The 16,003-nt window shown below is 54.3% G+C and carries 16 protein-coding genes and 1 pseudogene; 3 read left to right on the forward strand and 14 right to left on the reverse strand.

Translation table 11 applies throughout. The features are described 5' to 3' along the window. Positions 1 to 242: 242 nt before the first annotated feature. Positions 243 to 662, forward strand: coding sequence for a secondary thiamine-phosphate synthase enzyme YjbQ (locus C9J03_RS24415; RefSeq protein ID WP_044622040.1), 420 nt, complete (start codon positions 243 to 245; stop codon positions 660 to 662). A gap of 40 nt (positions 663 to 702) precedes the next feature. Here C9J03_RS24415 and C9J03_RS24420 read toward each other — a convergent pair whose 3' ends face one another. From C9J03_RS24420 to C9J03_RS24445, 6 genes are all read right to left on the reverse strand, one after another. Beyond that, a complete protein-coding gene (locus C9J03_RS24420) occupies positions 703 to 1,389 on the reverse strand; it encodes a hypothetical protein (RefSeq protein WP_044622041.1) in 687 nt (228 codons plus the stop codon). A gap of 57 nt (positions 1,390 to 1,446) precedes the next feature. Further along, positions 1,447 to 2,325, reverse strand: coding sequence for a hypothetical protein (locus tag C9J03_RS24425; RefSeq protein WP_044622042.1), 879 nt, complete (start codon positions 2,323 to 2,325; stop codon positions 1,447 to 1,449). Next, the gene (locus C9J03_RS24430) at positions 2,322 to 3,062 is read right to left on the reverse strand and encodes a hypothetical protein (RefSeq protein WP_044622043.1); all 741 of its coding nucleotides are present in this window, start codon (positions 3,060 to 3,062) and stop codon (positions 2,322 to 2,324) included. The genes C9J03_RS24425 and C9J03_RS24430 overlap by 4 nt, the downstream gene beginning before the upstream one ends. Before the next feature lie 143 nt (positions 3,063 to 3,205). Further along, on the reverse strand, positions 3,206 to 4,456 hold the full coding sequence (locus C9J03_RS24435) for a BamA/TamA family outer membrane protein (protein WP_044622044.1): 1,251 nt from the start codon (positions 4,454 to 4,456) through the stop codon (positions 3,206 to 3,208). A gap of 25 nt (positions 4,457 to 4,481) precedes the next feature. Further along, entirely contained in the window at positions 4,482 to 5,573 is a 1,092-nt protein-coding gene (alr, locus tag C9J03_RS24440; RefSeq protein ID WP_039466453.1) for an alanine racemase, read from the reverse strand. Between the two features lie 60 nt (positions 5,574 to 5,633). Beyond that, positions 5,634 to 7,031: a replicative DNA helicase gene (locus C9J03_RS24445; protein ID WP_039466451.1), complete on the reverse strand. Its 1,398-nt coding sequence runs from the start codon at positions 7,029 to 7,031 to the stop codon at positions 5,634 to 5,636. A gap of 226 nt (positions 7,032 to 7,257) precedes the next feature. Between C9J03_RS24445 and C9J03_RS24450 the strand changes: the two genes are divergently transcribed. Continuing rightward, a complete protein-coding gene (locus C9J03_RS24450; RefSeq protein WP_039466449.1) occupies positions 7,258 to 8,013 on the forward strand; it encodes a DUF481 domain-containing protein in 756 nt (251 codons plus the stop codon). 130 nt (positions 8,014 to 8,143) lie between these two features. Here C9J03_RS24450 and rplI read toward each other — a convergent pair whose 3' ends face one another. From rplI to nsrR, 6 genes are all read right to left on the reverse strand, one after another. Then, the gene (gene rplI / locus C9J03_RS24455; protein WP_039466447.1) at positions 8,144 to 8,596 is read right to left on the reverse strand and encodes a 50S ribosomal protein L9; all 453 of its coding nucleotides are present in this window, start codon (positions 8,594 to 8,596) and stop codon (positions 8,144 to 8,146) included. Between the two features lie 37 nt (positions 8,597 to 8,633). Next, complete coding sequence (rpsR, locus tag C9J03_RS24460) at positions 8,634 to 8,861, reverse strand: 30S ribosomal protein S18 (RefSeq protein ID WP_002539422.1); 228 nt, start codon at positions 8,859 to 8,861, stop codon at positions 8,634 to 8,636. Positions 8,862 to 9,113: 252 nt separating this feature from the next. Further along, positions 9,114 to 9,512, reverse strand: coding sequence for a 30S ribosomal protein S6 (rpsF, locus tag C9J03_RS24465; protein ID WP_039466435.1), 399 nt, complete (start codon positions 9,510 to 9,512; stop codon positions 9,114 to 9,116). A gap of 301 nt (positions 9,513 to 9,813) precedes the next feature. After that, a complete protein-coding gene (gene rlmB / locus C9J03_RS24470; RefSeq protein ID WP_039459114.1) occupies positions 9,814 to 10,548 on the reverse strand; it encodes a 23S rRNA (guanosine(2251)-2'-O)-methyltransferase RlmB in 735 nt (244 codons plus the stop codon). Positions 10,549 to 10,551: 3 nt separating this feature from the next. Then, on the reverse strand, positions 10,552 to 13,107 hold the full coding sequence (rnr, locus tag C9J03_RS24475) for a ribonuclease R (RefSeq protein WP_044622045.1): 2,556 nt from the start codon (positions 13,105 to 13,107) through the stop codon (positions 10,552 to 10,554). Between the two features lie 117 nt (positions 13,108 to 13,224). Further along, positions 13,225 to 13,656: a nitric oxide-sensing transcriptional repressor NsrR gene (nsrR, locus tag C9J03_RS24480; protein ID WP_039459111.1), complete on the reverse strand. Its 432-nt coding sequence runs from the start codon at positions 13,654 to 13,656 to the stop codon at positions 13,225 to 13,227. A 103-nt stretch (positions 13,657 to 13,759) separates the two neighbouring features. Here nsrR and hmpA point away from each other — a divergent pair, with 103 nt between their 5' ends. Beyond that, positions 13,760 to 14,944 (forward strand): NO-inducible flavohemoprotein, encoded by a 1,185-nt coding sequence (hmpA, locus tag C9J03_RS24485; RefSeq protein WP_044622046.1) that lies wholly within the window; start codon positions 13,760 to 13,762, stop codon positions 14,942 to 14,944. Between the two features lie 92 nt (positions 14,945 to 15,036). Here the strand turns inward: hmpA and motX are convergent, their stop codons facing one another. Then, positions 15,037 to 15,666 carry a flagellar protein MotX gene (gene motX / locus C9J03_RS24490; RefSeq protein WP_044622047.1) on the reverse strand — a complete coding sequence of 210 codons (630 nt, stop codon included), beginning with the start codon at positions 15,664 to 15,666 and terminating at the stop codon, positions 15,037 to 15,039. 249 nt (positions 15,667 to 15,915) lie between these two features. Beyond that, positions 15,916 to 16,003 (reverse strand): annotated as a pseudogene (locus C9J03_RS27225) (group II intron maturase-specific domain-containing protein); the annotation flags it as partial.

Raw genomic sequence — 16,003 nt, forward strand, 5'->3', positions numbered from 1 at the left:
CCCAAGTAATGGATCCCCGATCTTAGTAAATCTTGCTGGTAGCGTTGACCCTAGTGTAGCTCAACTTATCAGGTCAGCTAAATTTTTGTAATTTTACAACTTATGAATAATTATGACGTGAAGGCATACCTACCTTCATTGCGTCAGGTCACGAAACTCGAGAGTAAGTTGCAAGCCAAGGAACCGTCAAATATTCACTAGGCGTCACGTTTCTAGCGCCAGTATTAAGAAGGATGATAACGATGTGGTACCAAAAAACAATCCAGCTTCGCCCTCGAGGGCGTGGTTTCCACCTGATCACCGATGAAATTGAACAACAAATCCCAGAGATCGCCCGGCTTCATGTCGGTCTCGCCCACCTCTTTGTCCAGCATACCTCGGCCAGTCTGACCCTCAACGAAAATGCCGATCCGACCGTGCGCAGTGATATGGAGGCCCACTTCAACCACGTCGCGCCTGAGCGCGCTCCCTACTACCAGCACACCTATGAGGGCGATGACAATATGCCTGCCCATATCAAGGCGTCAATGCTGGGCGCCAGTGTCAGTATCCCGATCAGCCAAGGGCGGCTGGCTCTGGGCACCTGGCAGGGAATTTACCTTGGCGAACACCGTGACCAAGGTGGTAGCCGCCGAGTGGTGATCACCCTACAGGGCGAATAATGGCTGCCGGGCGGCTTGAAAGGAGTGAACAGCGGGCTAGCTACCATGGAAAAGGCGTTTTCTTGCGAGGCTTGCGCTTTTTCTCGACCTCTACCACACACAGGAAGTCTTCGTGAAACTGCGGCAGCGCCAAGAGGGCCTTGGGGACATACAGCCGCACTTTCGAGTCAGCCAGGATAATCGTTTGCAGCGTGTCCAGCGGCATACACACGATTTCACCGGCCGTGAGCTTCATCCCGTAATTCAAGCTCACTTTGCCGCTGTTAGCGACGGACTTGACCAGCGGATAGCCAAACAGGGTCAGAGGCTCGGTGGTGAGCTTGATGGTCTCGTTGAAGGTCGCCTCGATATAGACCAGCTCGGAGTTTATCTGCTCGGCTAACTTGTCAACTTCGTGTTTGATGGCCGCGGAGAAAACCCACTCGTTGAGCACCGGTTCCCACTTGCCGCCTAACTGCAAACACCGCTTGTACACAAAGTGGTTCTTGCGCCCGGTGGCCAACGTACAAATATCGATATTGCCCTGCTCCTCGAAGGGCATCAGTAGCCGGAATACCGCATCGTTGGCATGGTGGGCATAGCGGTCGGAGATCTCTTCGACATGGAGCATAAAGGTGCCCAGCGGCAACGTTTGGCTATTGTCATCAATAATGATACGGCAGTGACCAGACCCTTTGGTGCACAGGAAATAGGACTCCTTGCGCTCTAGCACAGTAAATTCTTGCATCTACCTCAATAACCTCAAAATAACGGAACCGCAGTATCTTGCGAATGGGGCATCAGGTTAGTCAATCTCGTCGATGACCACATGAGTGTTATTTGCCCTCAGGGATTGGATCCTGTCGAAAGTTTCCCCGAGCTTGCCCGGCAGCTTGTAGCCATGTGCCACCATATCATCGATGTTTTTATCCATCTCTGACTTCGGGATGTTGTTGGTGACCTCGCTGATCGCCGATTCCCGCTCGTCCAGTGTGATATCACGGTCATAAATCTCCACTTCCTCAAACGCCTCGAGGTAGAGCGTACGAAACTCTTCCGCGATGTACTTTTCTGACAGCGTTCTGAGCTTGGCCGATTTACGCTTGCTGATATAGATTTCAACCCGGCTAACCGGCTTTTTCAGGGTCAGAATATTGGTCCGGGCTTCGAGGATCTCGCGATCTGTCGGGGTATCTTTCAGCGCCTTAAAGACCGCAAAAGAAGGTGGCCACTCTTGGCCTTTCTTCAAGCGCTCGTCCAGGTTATCTTTGAGACGGCGGTAACTGTTGCGATCCAACGAGGCAGCAAACTGCATCAGCCTTTCGCCCGGCTCATCACCGAACTCCTGGCGCACTTTGCTCTGCCCGAAGTTCATGTTCATATCATACCAAAACTGCATGATTTTCTTTTGCTCGGTCCCGGTGTACTTATCCAGCATCACCTGTGTCTTCGGGGAAAAACCCGATGCTCCCTGGCTGTCTGCCGCAAAGCCGACAGTGCCGGTATCGTCGGGTTGCGGAGCCAGGGCGGGAGCACTACTCCTGACGGCCGGGGCAGAAGGCTGAGCCGGGACAGAGGAGGCCGGGGGGGCACTTTTATCGGGCTGTTGATGAGCTTTTAGCTCGTTCTTCACTCGCTTCCAGTACTCGGCATGAGTTTCACTGATGTTCTTTGGCGAACTCATAGTAGGTCATCCCCTTCGTCATCACTCTTAAAGTTAAAGTTAGCAATCTTTTCTTCCAAGATATCAATCGCACCCCGCTTCACCGACTGGGGTCTCGCGGCCGGACGGCTGTATCCCTGCTTGTAGCTTTTCTCACTATGAAGGTGGGAATGCAGGCGGCTCCTGAGCTCATCGAGCGAATACAGCTGCTTGCTTGGGACTTCTCGAACACGCTCGACAAACGATGCCCATACCTGGGTTTGGCTGCCGTAGCCGCTCTTGAACATCACCGCTTCGGCCCAGGGCTCGATAACATTTGGGGAGAGCTCGAGAATATTGATCGCTTTGCCAGAAATCGTCTTATTCACCGGGGTAACTTGGGAGCGATGGAAGCTCGACACCCGCTTGGCATTGCTATAAACATCCTGCTGGCCATGGGACTGGGCATACCCCGTATTGCCAGCAGCTACGCCGGGATCAACATAGGTATCAAAGTTCAGGCGGCCATTGATCTTGCCGCTGGTACGGTAACTCGCGGAAGCCTTGTTCACCCCGATGATCACCTGCTCCATCGACAGCTTGGCTATCAGGTTATCGATCATGCTCTCAGAGGCACACATCATCTCTTTGAGCTGCACCATGCTGGTAATGAAGGCACCGTCTCGGTCCGATAGCTCAGCCAGGGCCACCAGCAGCAGCTTATCTTCCAGGTTAACGGTTTTGTGGCTCCAGGCCTTTTCGAGAAATTTCGATGACATGAGTATCTATACCAGAAAAAATTATGGATAACGGCGAGACAGAGGACAATATTGTAACAAACACCGACAGTGGTACGAACAAGTATAGCGCAGTTTATTTCTTGACCGGGCGGCCCAGCCGATTGTGCAACCGCCCGGCCGTCCTAGAATGGCTGGTTGATCATAACCCGGAACAAGCTGTCCTCACTGCCCCAGGCCATTTCGGTTCGTACCACGATCCCTTCGACCTGGAAACGCACGGCACCACCGACGCTCCATTTCATATCACGGTGCAATTCGGCCAGATCGTACTCATCGGCCACCCGGCCGACGTCGACAAAAGCCACCCACTGCCACCATGGCACATTGTACCATTCAAATACCGGCCAATCGTCCAGCGGCTGCCAGTCAGGCATCACCCGGTATTCCATGCTATAGCTCAAGGCCGCCCGATCGACAAAGCGGCCACCGGAAAAGCTACGCAGCCGATACAAGCCGCCCAGGCGGTTGCCCGCATAGGCCGGTGGACGACGGAACGCATCACTGCCATTGACCTGCTCGGTGCTGTTCCAACAGGGAATATCCGCCGTATACATGTTCAATGCCAGTACCTGCTGGTCGAACAAATCGCCCAGGTTACCGAACGACCAGAACCCACTCTGCTCAAACTCCCACTTCCACCAGCTGGCACGATCACTGCTGCCGGGATCGACCATCACCGAGAACTGACTTTGGCTCCCTTCGGTCGGATTGCGGGTGTTGTTGCGGTTATCCCAGTCAAGGCGGGTTTCCAGCCCCCACACTTCTTCGGCCTCACTGAAACCGGCCGGCTCAATATGCGAGGTCGGTAGCTCGTCGAATTCCCGCCCCTGGTAAAATGGCCTGAATTCCAGTGAGCTGACGCCACTCTGCCACGGGGTATGGCCAGTCAGGCGGCGAGTTGGCATCAGCGCCGCCCTGAGTCCCTGGGTTTTCCCGGCCCCCAATGGCAGCACATAGCGCATGGATAAGCGGTATTGGAACTCCTTGGCATCGGCCACAACCTTGTCGTCAACCGTGGAGTCATTGCTCGCAGCCTCACCGAGGTAATAATCGAACTGTTGGTAACTGGCATCGAACAGCTCCGCGCCAAAGAGCCAGCGGCTGTCCTGGCTGAGAATATAGTTACTGGCCCCGAGGTAGGTCAGCCAGGTGCCCTTTTCACTGTACACCCCGGCCCCAAGCAAAGCCGCTTGGGGCTGTCCCGCGCCTTTGAGCAAGCCTGCCACACCAACCGAAACACCCATGGCATCGGTCGAGAAGGCAAAGGGGACAAAGGCCGTTTCGGGCGTCCATGAAGGCCAGCTATCGGCCCAACTGGTGGTTGAGCATGAAAAAGCCGCAACCATTGCTGCGGCTTTGATAATCTTTGTCATTATAAATGGGTTTATCAGTCGGTTATTATTGCTTCGGTAATTGGTAAGCCATCGCAACTCGGGATGTCAGTTTAGTCACCAGCTCATAGGCAATAGTTCCGATATGGGCCGCCACAATCTCAGCTGGCAAGCCATCGCCCCACAAGATGGCCTCATCGCCGACCTTGTCGGTCGAGTCCGGTCCGAGATCGACCGTCAGCATGTCCATCGATACCCTGCCGGCCATCGGCACCACGCGCCCGTTGACCAACACCGGGGTACCGTTTGGTGCGGTACGCGGATAGCCATCACCGTAGCCAATCGCAATCACGCCCACCTTGGTATCACGCTCGCTGGTCCAAATCCCACCGTAGCCCACCGACTCGCCCTTTTTCACCTCGCGCACCGCGATCAGGCTGGAGGTCAACGTCATGACTGGCTTCATATTGTATGACTCCGCCGCCCGCTCAATCTCAGCAAACGGTGACACGCCGTACATAATGATGCCGGGACGGATCCACTCGAGGTGGCTATCGGGCCAGGCCAAGATACCGGCGGAAGCGGCCAGCGAGCGCTCGCCGCTGCAGCCGTCGGTCAGGGCCATGAAGGCTTCGATCTGGCGTGGCGTGACATCACTGGACAGCTCATCGGCACAGCCGAAATGGCTCATATAGCGCAGCGGCTTGGCAACATTCGGGCAGGCATGGAGACGATCAACAAACTCGGTATATTGTTCGGGGCGGACCCCGAGGCGATGCATGCCGGTATCAATTTTCAGCCACACCACCACCGGACTGTCTAGCTCGGCCTGCTCCAGCGCCTCAAGCTGCTCGATGGAGTGAACGACTGTATGGATATTGTTGGTTACCAGCACCGGCAAATCCGATGGCGCATAGAACCCTTCCAGCAACAGCACCGGCTTGACGACACCGCCAGCCCGCAAGGTCAGTGCTTCCTCAATCCGGGCAACCCCGAAGCCATCGACATCGGGCAGGCTCTTGGCCACATGCTCCAGCCCATGGCCGTAGCCATTGGCCTTCACCACCGCCAGGATCTTGCTGTTCGGTGCCTGGCTGCGGATTAGCTGCAGGTTGTGAGTCAATGCCTCGGTATTGATATACGCTGTCGCCGCTTTCATCTCTGTTCCTACTTATTATTGCCCCGGCAAACCGGTACTACATCTATGGCTGTGTCAGCCTTATTCATCATCAAAGGCCGGGCCGGCATAATTATCAAAGCGGGAGAACTGGCCTTGGAAGGTCAGTCGCACCGTTCCGATCGGACCGTTACGCTGCTTACCGATAATGATTTCAGCAATGCCTTTGAGCGCACTGTCTTCGTGGTACACCTCATCACGGTAGATAAACATGATCAAGTCGGCATCCTGCTCGATGGCACCCGATTCACGCAAATCCGAGTTCACCGGGCGTTTGTCGGCCCGTTGCTCCAGCGAGCGGTTCAGCTGCGACAGCGCCACCACCGGCACATTGAGCTCTTTGGCCAACGCCTTGAGCGAGCGGGAGATCTCCGCAATTTCCAGGGTACGGTTGTCCTGCAGGCTCGGCACCCGCATCAGCTGGAGGTAGTCAATCATGATCATGCTCAGGCCGCCGTGGTCACGGGCAATGCGCCTGGCCCGCGAGCGTACTTCCGTCGGCGTCAGGCCCGAGCTGTCGTCGATATACATGTTCTTCTTTTCCATCATTTTGCCCATGGCAGAAGAGACACGCGCCCAGTCTTCGTCATCGAGCTGGCCGGTACGGATCTTGGTCTGGTCCACCCGTGCCAACGAGGCCAGCATACGCATCATGATCTGCTCTGAGGGCATCTCCAGCGAAAAAATCAACACCGGCTTTTCCTCGGCCATCGCTGCGTTCTCACACAGGTTCATGGCAAAGGTCGTTTTACCCATCGACGGACGGGCCGCGACAATAATCAGATCCGAGCCCTGCAGGCCGGCGGTCTTTTTGTTCAAGTCCGAGAACCCGGTCGTCACCCCGGTCACCCCGTCCTGCGGGGTCTGATAGAGGAGCTCGATACGCTCGAGGGTTTTCTCGAGAATACCCTCAACATTCTGCGGGCCTTCATTTTCCGAGGTACGCTGCTCGGCAATGGCAAATACCTTGCTCTCTGCCATATCCAGCAGCTCTTCACTGTCCCGCCCCTGGGGATCATAACCGGCATCGGCAATTTCATTGGCCACGCTGATCATGTCACGGATCAGCGCCCGCTCACGAACAATCTCGGCATAGGCCAAGATATTCGCCGCCGACGGGGTATTTTTCGCCAATTCGGCTAGATAGGCAAAACCACCGACATCCTCAAGCTGATCTGCGTTTTCAAGGTGCTCGGACAAGGTGATCAAATCAAGCGGATCCCCGCCTTCCAGCAGCGCGGCCGCCCCTTCGAAGATAATCCGGTGGGGCCGGCTGTAGAAGTCTTTGGCCACGACTTTCTCGGCAACGACATCCCATTTCTCGTTGTCCAGCATCAAGCCGCCGAGAACCGACTGCTCAGCCTCTAGCGAGTGCGGCGCCATCTTGATCGCGTCCATCTTGGAGTCTTTGGGTTGGTTCGGTTTGCTATTCTCTGCCATAGGAATTGAAATGATTGCCGGAAACTAAGCCGTGCATTATACCTTAATTCGGAACGAGTCCATCTATCAATATAGCGCCGATAGCGAATTTCCCTTCTGAAATGCCATATTAGGGCCTTACGAGCAATTCGGTACATTCTGATCGCAATTCCTGACCCAAATATGACATAAATCGGTTACACTGCGGGGTTTGGTGATTGACTGTTACAACCGACGAGGAGGCCGCTTGGCAAGAACCCTGTTAGCTTTAATTCTGCTTGCCAGCACCCAAGCCAATGCCACCGCCACTGATGAGCGCCCAACCCGGATCCCGCCACCACTGAGCACCGAGCTTGAACTCGGTTACCAATCTCTCGGCGGCAACTCGGACTCGCAAACCCTCAACACCCGACTCGGGGGCACGTACGTCAAGAACCAGTACCGTCACACCGGTGAGTTCCGGTTCCTGCTGGCTGAAAAAGACGGTAAGGAAGACAAGCGTAAAGGCCAGGTCGAACTGCAGAGCGACATGAAAGTCAATGAACGGACCTATGTGCTGGGTAACATCAACTACGTCGATGACCGCTACGGGCCCTATTTTACCGATTTCACCCTGGCAACCGGTCTGGGTTACCAGTTAGTCCGGTGGGAAACCTTTCAGATGGAAGTGGAAGCCGGCCCGGGTTACCGCCACCAGGAGCCCAACCTCGATGAGATCGATGACGATGATATCATCCTGCCGGAGACGGTGGATGAGCTGATCCTCCGTGGCAATGCCAAAATGACCTGGAAACCGTCCAAAACCGTCGAACTTGGTGTCCGCCTGACCGGTATCGCTGGCAACAGCAACAGTACCATGGAAGCCGAATTCAACCTCACGACCGACATCAGTGACTTTGTCGCCATTAAAATCAGCAACAACCAAAAGCTCAACAGCTGGGTGCCCGATGGCTTGAAGAAGCGCGACTCGGCCATGACGATTAACCTGCTGTTCAAGATGTAACCCGCCTCGACAATAACCCAGCCATTCCCATTGCGGGGCAATCCCGCTACTCTCAAGCGATGACCACCGTTGCCAAGGCATAAAAAAACCAGCCCGGAGGCTGGTTTTAAGCAATCAACACAAAACGTTATTAGTCTTCAGCAACAACGTTTAGGTTAACAGTTGCGAATACGTCAGAGTGCAGCTGAACGCTGATCTCGAATTCGCCAGTCGTACGTAGAGCACCTTCTGGTAGGCGAACTTCGCTCTTCGCTACTTCAACACCAGCCGCAGTGATTGCGTCAGCGATGTCACGAGTACCGATAGAACCGAATAGTTTACCTTCGTCACCAGCTTTAGATGCGATAACTACAGCTTCAAGCGCGTTAACTTTCTCAGCGCGTGCTTCAGCAGCAGAAAGTTGCTCAGCAACTTTAGCTTCTAGCTCAGCACGACGAGCTTCGAACATTTCAACGTTAGCTTTAGTAGCCATTACTGCCTTGCCCTGTGGGATAAGGAAGTTACGAGCAAAACCCGCTTTAACGTTAACCTGATCGCCAAGGCCACCTAGGTTACCGATTTTATCAAGTAGAATAACTTGCATTATCTTGTCCTCTTAAACTTAATTAAACCGCTACCGATTACTGATGCTTGTCAGTGTATGGTAGAAGTGCTAGGTAACGAGAACGCTTGATAGCGCGAGCTAGCTGACGCTGGTATTTAGCGCGAGTACCAGTGATACGGCTTGGTACGATTTTACCAGCTTCAGTGATGTAGTTTTTAAGAGTTGCTACGTCTTTGTAGTCAATCTCTTGTACGCCTTCTGCAGTGAAACGGCAGAACTTACGACGACGGAAGAAACGTGCCATGGGCTATCTCCTGATCTAAATTTTATCAATGTGGTTGGCATAGAACATTAATGTACCGATGCTATTGCCTTCGGTTTAGTACGAGACAAAGTCTCCTACCTTAATGTGGCTGCCAACAGCTAAAACTTGAGTGAGTATTTGTTGACCTTGCTTGCTAACCAGAATGCCAAAGCATTATTTGTTAACAATGTGCTTCGCTTGGAGGCTTAGGCAATGACGCCGAGCAACACCAGACGATTGGCCACTCAAAAATTACTCAGCTGCTGCTTCGCCTTCAGATTGTGCTGGAGCTGGTTGCTCTGCACGCTCTTCACGACGTGGGGCACGCTCTTCTTTAGCCTTCATCATTGGAGATGGCTCAGTGATAGCGCCTTTAGTACGCATGATCATGTTACGGATCACTGCATCGTTGAAGCGGAAGTTAGACTCCAGCTCGTCAATTACAGACTGCTCAGCTTCAACGTTCAGTAGAACGTAGTGTGCTTTGTGCAGTTTGTTGATTGGGTAAGCCAGTTGACGACGGCCCCAATCTTCAAGACGGTGGATTTGACCGCCAGAATCTTTGATAGCAGCAGTGTAACGCTCGATCATGCCAGCAACCTGTTCGCTTTGATCAGGGTGCACCATGAATACGATTTCGTAATGACGCATGGGTTGCTCCTTACGGATTAATCAGCTTCTCGGATTGGCTCGGTTAACCAAGAGAAGCAAGGAACTAAAATAAATAACCGAGAATTTGGAGGCAGAATAGTACAGAGAATGGACAATTGACGCAAGAGAAATTTGTGATGAAAGTGGTTCTGTGGTTAGAAAAATAACAAACCCCATGAGCTAGACAAGCAAGCACCTTCACTTACTCACTAAATCACAGGGTTAGTGTTAAGGAAGCGGGCAAAGACCTCCCCGCTCCTTTACCATAGCCCCACAGCATAGCACCACAGGAACGTTTAGCTTACTGCCTTTGGCGTACCGCTTCGAACAGGCAGATGCCGGTTGCAACAGAAACGTTGAGGCTCGATACCGAGCCGGCCATCGGGATTTTGATCAAATCATCGCAGGTCTCGCGAGTCAGGCGACGCATGCCCTCGCCTTCCGCGCCCATCACAATCGCCAGCGGGCCGGTCAACTTACTCTGGTAGATATCATGGGTTGCCTCACCGGCAGTACCCACGACCCATACGCCTTTGTCCTGCAAGGCTCGCAGGGTGCGGGCCAAGTTAGTCACACGTACCAACGGCACCACTTCCGCCGCGCCACAAGCCACCTTGCTGGCGGTCGCATTCAGCTGGGCAGAGCGATCTTTCGGTACAACCACCGCCACCGCACCGGCAGCATCGGCATTACGCAGGCACGCCCCCAGGTTGTGCGGATCGGTTACACCATCCAACACCAACAGCAGCGGGTTGTCTTTGCCAGCCAAAATCTCGTCAAGATCGTTTTCGTTGTACTGCTTGCCCGGGCGCACGCGGGCAATAATGCCCTGGTGTGATGCCCCTTTGGCTTTATCATCCAGCGCCTTGCGGCCAGCCTGCTGGATAGTGATCCCAAGCATCTGCAGCTCATTGAGCAGCGGCAGCAAGCGGTCATCCTCGCGGCCTTTAAGGACAAAGACCTCGATGAAACGGGAAGGATCTGATGCCAAAACGGCTTTCACGGCATGAATGCCGAAAATCATGTCATTACTCATGGATTAAATCTTCTTTGCTGCTCGTTCTTTCTTACCGGCACGCTGTTTCTTCTTACGGGCCTTGGTCGATTTCTTCTTCGCGGTCGGCTTACCCTTGCCACCCTTATTACCGGCCTTCCCTTCCGGTGCCTTGTCTTCCTCTAGCTTGGGGATAGCACCGGCTTTTAGCTTCTGTCGGACCGAGCTGCGCTCTTTCTTCGACTTCGAGCGCTGCTCCTGCTGGGCTTCGCCATCCGCGACCCGGTAAACCTTCAGGCTCTGGCGCTGCATGCCCTCAGCCTTGCGCATGCGCTGCTTTTTATCACGGTTCTTGGCCGTTTTACCAGCCCCGCGCGGCTTGCGGGTGCTACCGACGATATCGAAGTCAATCTGGCGGTCGTTGAGGTTGATCGAGGCCACTTTGACCTTGACCGTATCGCCAAGGCGATAAACCTGTCCCGAACTGTCGCCAATCAGGCGCTGGCCGATCGGATCGTACTGGTAGTAATCATTGGCCAGGTTGGAAATATGCACAAGGCCATCGATATTAAGCTCGTTGAGACGGACAAAGAAACCGAAACCGGTGACATTGGCAATCACCCCGTCAAACTCATCGCCCACATGGTCTTGCATGTATTCACATTTCAGCCAGTCGGCCACGTCACGGGTCGCATCGTCGGCACGGCGCTCGGTCATCGAGCACTGCTCACCCAGGGTATCCATATCATCAAACGAATAATGGTACCCCCCGGTCGGCGTCCAGCGATCTTTGTTAGTCCCTGCCTGCTTGGCCACCAGATACTTGATCGCACGGTGCAGCGTCAGGTCAGGATAACGGCGGATCGGCGAGGTGAAGTGGGCATAACGGTTCAGCGCCAAGCCAAAGTGGCCGATATTGTCCGCCTGGTAAACCGCCTGCTTCATCGATCGCAGCAGCATGGTCTGGATCAGTTCATGATCCGGACGGCTCTGGATCATCGCGGCCAGTGCCGCGTAATCCTTCGGTGCCGGCTCCAGGCCACCAGACAACTGCAGCCCCAGCTCGCCAAGGAAATCCCTGAAGCCTGTCAGACGCTCTTCGCCTGGGGTATCGTGCACTCGGTAAAGCGCTGGCTCTTTGGCTTTTTCCACCAAGGAAGCCGACGCAATGTTGGCCATAATCATACATTCTTCAATGATTTTGTGGGCATCGTTACGCTCTGCCGGCACAATGCGATCAATCTTACGATCGGCATTGAAGATAAACTGGGTTTCAACCGTTTCAAACTCAATCGCCCCGCGTTCTTCACGCGCCGTCTTGAGGACCTTATACATGCTGTACAGCTCTTCGAGGTGAGGCACCAGCGGTGCATAGCGCTCGCGCAGCTCTTCATCCCCCTCAAGCATCTTACTGACTTTAGTGTAGGTCAAGCGCGCATGCGAGTTCATCACCGCTTCGTAGTGCTTGTAGCCAGACAGCTTGCCCGATGCCGAGATGGTCATCTCACACACCATACATAGGCGGTCCACCTGCGGGTTAAGCGAACACAGGCCGTTCGACAGCACTTCCGGCAGCATCGGGATCACCTGAGACGGGAAATACACCGAGTTACCGCGGCGAACCGCTTCTTTGTCCAGTGCCGAGTCCGGGCGAACGTAGTAGGACACATCGGCAATAGCCACCCACAGGCGCCACCCTCCCGATTTCTTGCGCTCGCAGTACACCGCATCATCGAAGTCGCGGGCATCTTCACCATCAATGGTCACCAACGGCAGCTGGCGCAGATCGACACGACCCTGCTTGGCCTCTTCAGGTACTTCTTCGCCCAGTCCCTGAATTTGCTTCTCGACTTCCGGTGGCCACTCGTGCGGAATATCATGGGTTCGCAGGGCGATTTCGATTTCCATTCCCGGCGCCATGTTCTCGCCCAGGACCTCGACCACTTTGCCGACGGCATTGTACTGGCGAGTCGCGCGCTGGCTGATCTCGACCACCACCACGTTGCCCATTCGCGCGCCCATGCGCTGGTCGTTCGGGATCACGATATCTTGGGCAATACGGGAATCGTCAGGCACCACATAGCCCATGCCGTCCTCGATAAAGAAGCGGCCGACAATCTGTCCTTCATACTGCTGCAGCACACGGACCACACGGCCTTCGCGGCGGCCCCGCTTATCCGTACCGGCAACCTGAGCCAAGATATAATCGCCGTGGATCACCCCGCGCATCTGGTGGTGGGGTAACAACAAGTCTTCTTCCTTGCTATGTGTCCCTTCCGGGCGCAGGAAGCCAAACCCGTCCCGGTGGCCAATCACATGGCCCTTGATCAAATCGAGACGCTCCGGCAGGGCATAGCACTGGCGGCGGGTGAAGATCAGCTGGCCATCGCGCTCCATGGCGCGCAGGCGGCGACGCAGGCCTTCATATTGCTCATCGCCCTCGAGTTTGAGTTCTTCAAACAGCTGATCGCGGCTTACGGGCGTTGAGTAACTGCGAATCACATCCAGCAGCATTTCACGGCTAGGGATAGGGTTTTCGTAGTTTGAAGCTTCGCGATCGCGAAAAGGATCGACCGGTATATCGGTAGTACCTTTTGACATAATTAGATCCAAGTTGGCGAAGAGATACTTCAAGTATATCTGCGCCCTAGGTGAACAGACGGGAGCCAAGTCGAAAAATTAGCTCCCCAGAGAGATTTTGAAGTTATTGATTGGCTGTCACTGAGCAGGCTGATCCAACAGGACACGCAGAGGCGGGTTGTCCTCGATCATTTCTGACAAGGTGTGATTGTCCAGCTCATCCAGGAAAGCCTGGCGTGCACTGAATAAAATGCCTTTCAGTCGGCAGGCTGGAGTAATATGGCAAAATTCCTCACTGCAATTAACGATTTGCAAAGGCTCAATCGCCCGCACGACGTCGCCGAGCACGATTTGATCAGCTGGCATACCCAAGCGGATCCCGCCATTTTTACCGCGCACTGTTTCGACGTAACCCAGCTGCCCCAGCTTATTGATGATTTTCACCATATGGTTACGCGACACGCCGTAAATCTCGGTCACTTTAGTTATGCTCGCCAGCTCACCCTGTGGCAGGGTTGCTAGGTATATCAGGGCACGCAGGCCGTAATCGGTAAAACTCGTCAGTTGCACAATAACTCCTCCTGACGACATTTTAATCTGGTTATTGACTAAAAGATACAGATACGATAGAACTTAAAACATATATTATAAATACATCATTAAAGGTAACGTCATGCTCAACACCAAAACAATCGAAATCGTGAAGGCGACCGCCCCGATTATTGCCCAAACCGGCCCCGCCCTGACGGCTCATTTCTACGAGCGTATGTTCAGCCACAACCCTGAGCTGAAAGATATTTTCAATATGAGCAACCAGCGCAATGGTGACCAGCGTGAAGCGCTGTTCAATGCCATCTGCGCCTATGCCAACAATATCGAAAACCTGCCAGCCCTGTTGCCGGCGGTGGAGAAAATTGCCCATAAACACACCAGCTTCATGATCACCGCCGAACAATACGCGATTGTTGGCGGCCACCTGCTGGGCACCATTGACGATCTGCTCTCCCCGGGCCAAGAAGTTTTAGATGCGTGGGCTGACGCCTACGGCCTGCTTGCTGATATCTTTATCAAACGAGAAGAAGAGATCTACCAAGAGAACGAAGGCAAGTCGGGGGGCTGGCGAGGCACCCGCGAGTTTATCTTGACCGAGAAAACCCAAGAGAGCGAAGTGATCACCAGCTTCACCTTCAAACCGGCGGACGGCGGCGCAGTCGCCGGCTACCAGCCTGGCCAATACCTGGGGATCTACCTCCAACCAGAAGGGTTCGAGTTCCAGGAAATCCGCCAATACAGCCTGTCTTCCGCTCCACAGGCCGATCAATACCGGATTTCGGTCAAGCGCGAAGAGGGCGGCAAGGTCTCGAGTTATCTGCATGACGCCCTGCAAGTGGGTGACACCGTTCAGCTCGCCCCGCCAGCTGGTGACTTCTTCCTCGATGTTGAAGCAACCACCCCGGTAGCACTGATTTCTGCCGGTGTCGGGCTAACGCCTACCCTGTCGATGCTGGAAACCTTAACCAGTCACCAAGCCGGCGTGCACTGGCTACACGCTGCCGAGAACGGCGATCACCATGCCTTCAAGCACACCATCGCGCGCATGGTTGCCGAGCATGATCACTTTACCAGCCACACTTGGTACCGTGAGCCGCTGGCTTCAGACAGCCAGGCCGAAGACTTCCAGTTTGACGGTATGATGGATCTGAACAAGGTTAAAGAACTGGTCGCGACTCCAGGCATGCACTACTACTTCTGTGGCCCGGTCGGCTTCATGCAGCATGTGGCCAAGCAGCTATTGGCGATGGGCATTACCGAAGAGCAACTTCACTACGAATGCTTCGGCCCGCACAAGGTGATTTAATTGCAACAAAAAAAGAGAGGCTCAAGCCTCTCTTTCTGTATCTCTCTTCTCGACTAGAAACTCGCACTAACCCCGCTTCCAGCGAGCTTTACCTACCAAAAACTATCCCGTCGCTTGGCTCTGGCAATCACGTTGGCCGGCATCCGGCTTTCCAGGCCGCGGCGCAGGCGGGCAATCTGGTTATGGGTACTTTGGCTAGCCGTCACCGTGTTATACAGCCAGCGGTAGGCATCTTCAAAGTCGAGCGGACTGCCGTAATTACTCAGCAGCAACTCTGCCAGCTGGATACGGGCATCGACATTGCCCATGGCGGCGGCCTCACGCAAGTAGGGGATCGCCCGCTCCCGATCTTGTTGGACCAAGGTGCCGCGAGCGTAATAACGCCCGAGCTGCTCCAACGCTGCCGGTGAGCCTTGCTGGGCAGCCGACTGCATGTAGTGGACGCCAAGCTCGACATCCCGCTCGACGCATACGCCCCAAGCCAGCATGTCGCCATAGAGAAACTGGTAGGAAGGGGACTCGACCCGGATTGCCCGCGCCTCGATATCCTGAACCAGCTGGCAATCGTCGGCCTGGACCTGCTGCAAATGACTGTTGGAGACGAACATCCGGTTGAGCTCGTTTTCGCTATACACAGGCACAGCATCACCCACCTCTTCCAGTGCAGAAGCAGGCATTGCGCTGCACAAGGCAATAGCAAAGATTAACGGGCGTAGGCTCATGGATAGATCTCTTTCTAAACGTGCTAACGTTATCGGCGGCAGAGCAGCAGACTTTAGGGAAAAAACACCCTAAACGGCAATTTTCCGACGTTTCAATGACATAATATAAATAGGTTTTTGACGCAATCTTCTCAGGCCAATTTTGGAACTAACCCCCACTTTGGCCGTGTCGCTATAAGGCTAAATAGTCTTTCCCTGCTATTGACGAAAAAAAATCGAGTAGGAGGAGGCCTCACGGCCTCCGTCCTCTCACACCACCGTACAAGCGTGGGTCGCATACGGCGGTTCCGAATATATTTTCAGTGACTCATACCCATCTCTCAATGAGTACATGCCC

Origin of the sequence: Photobacterium gaetbulicola (assembly GCF_003025515.1) — a bacterium.
In the GTDB taxonomy this organism is placed as follows: domain Bacteria; phylum Pseudomonadota; class Gammaproteobacteria; order Enterobacterales; family Vibrionaceae; genus Photobacterium; species Photobacterium gaetbulicola.

What these genes read in the sequence shown, in the direction of transcription:
- C9J03_RS24445 (WP_039466451.1), bottom strand. Translation starts at nt 7,031, where the DNA reads ATGGCAGAGAATAGCAAACCGAACCAACCCAAAGACTCCAAGATGGAC.
- C9J03_RS24415 (WP_044622040.1), top strand. Translation starts at nt 243, where the DNA reads ATGTGGTACCAAAAAACAATCCAGCTTCGCCCTCGAGGGCGTGGTTTC.
- rnr (WP_044622045.1), bottom strand. Translation starts at nt 13,107, where the DNA reads ATGTCAAAAGGTACTACCGATATACCGGTCGATCCTTTTCGCGATCGC.
- C9J03_RS24420 (WP_044622041.1), bottom strand. Translation starts at nt 1,389, where the DNA reads ATGCAAGAATTTACTGTGCTAGAGCGCAAGGAGTCCTATTTCCTGTGC.
- C9J03_RS24435 (WP_044622044.1), bottom strand. Translation starts at nt 4,456, where the DNA reads ATGACAAAGATTATCAAAGCCGCAGCAATGGTTGCGGCTTTTTCATGC.
- rpsR (WP_002539422.1), bottom strand. Translation starts at nt 8,861, where the DNA reads ATGGCACGTTTCTTCCGTCGTCGTAAGTTCTGCCGTTTCACTGCAGAA.
- C9J03_RS24425 (WP_044622042.1), bottom strand. Translation starts at nt 2,325, where the DNA reads ATGAGTTCGCCAAAGAACATCAGTGAAACTCATGCCGAGTACTGGAAG.
- rpsF (WP_039466435.1), bottom strand. Translation starts at nt 9,512, where the DNA reads ATGCGTCATTACGAAATCGTATTCATGGTGCACCCTGATCAAAGCGAA.
- rlmB (WP_039459114.1), bottom strand. Translation starts at nt 10,548, where the DNA reads ATGAGTAATGACATGATTTTCGGCATTCATGCCGTGAAAGCCGTTTTG.
- C9J03_RS24430 (WP_044622043.1), bottom strand. Translation starts at nt 3,062, where the DNA reads ATGTCATCGAAATTTCTCGAAAAGGCCTGGAGCCACAAAACCGTTAAC.
- hmpA (WP_044622046.1), top strand. Translation starts at nt 13,760, where the DNA reads ATGCTCAACACCAAAACAATCGAAATCGTGAAGGCGACCGCCCCGATT.
- motX (WP_044622047.1), bottom strand. Translation starts at nt 15,666, where the DNA reads ATGAGCCTACGCCCGTTAATCTTTGCTATTGCCTTGTGCAGCGCAATG.
- alr (WP_039466453.1), bottom strand. Translation starts at nt 5,573, where the DNA reads ATGAAAGCGGCGACAGCGTATATCAATACCGAGGCATTGACTCACAAC.
- rplI (WP_039466447.1), bottom strand. Translation starts at nt 8,596, where the DNA reads ATGCAAGTTATTCTACTTGATAAAATCGGTAACCTAGGTGGCCTTGGC.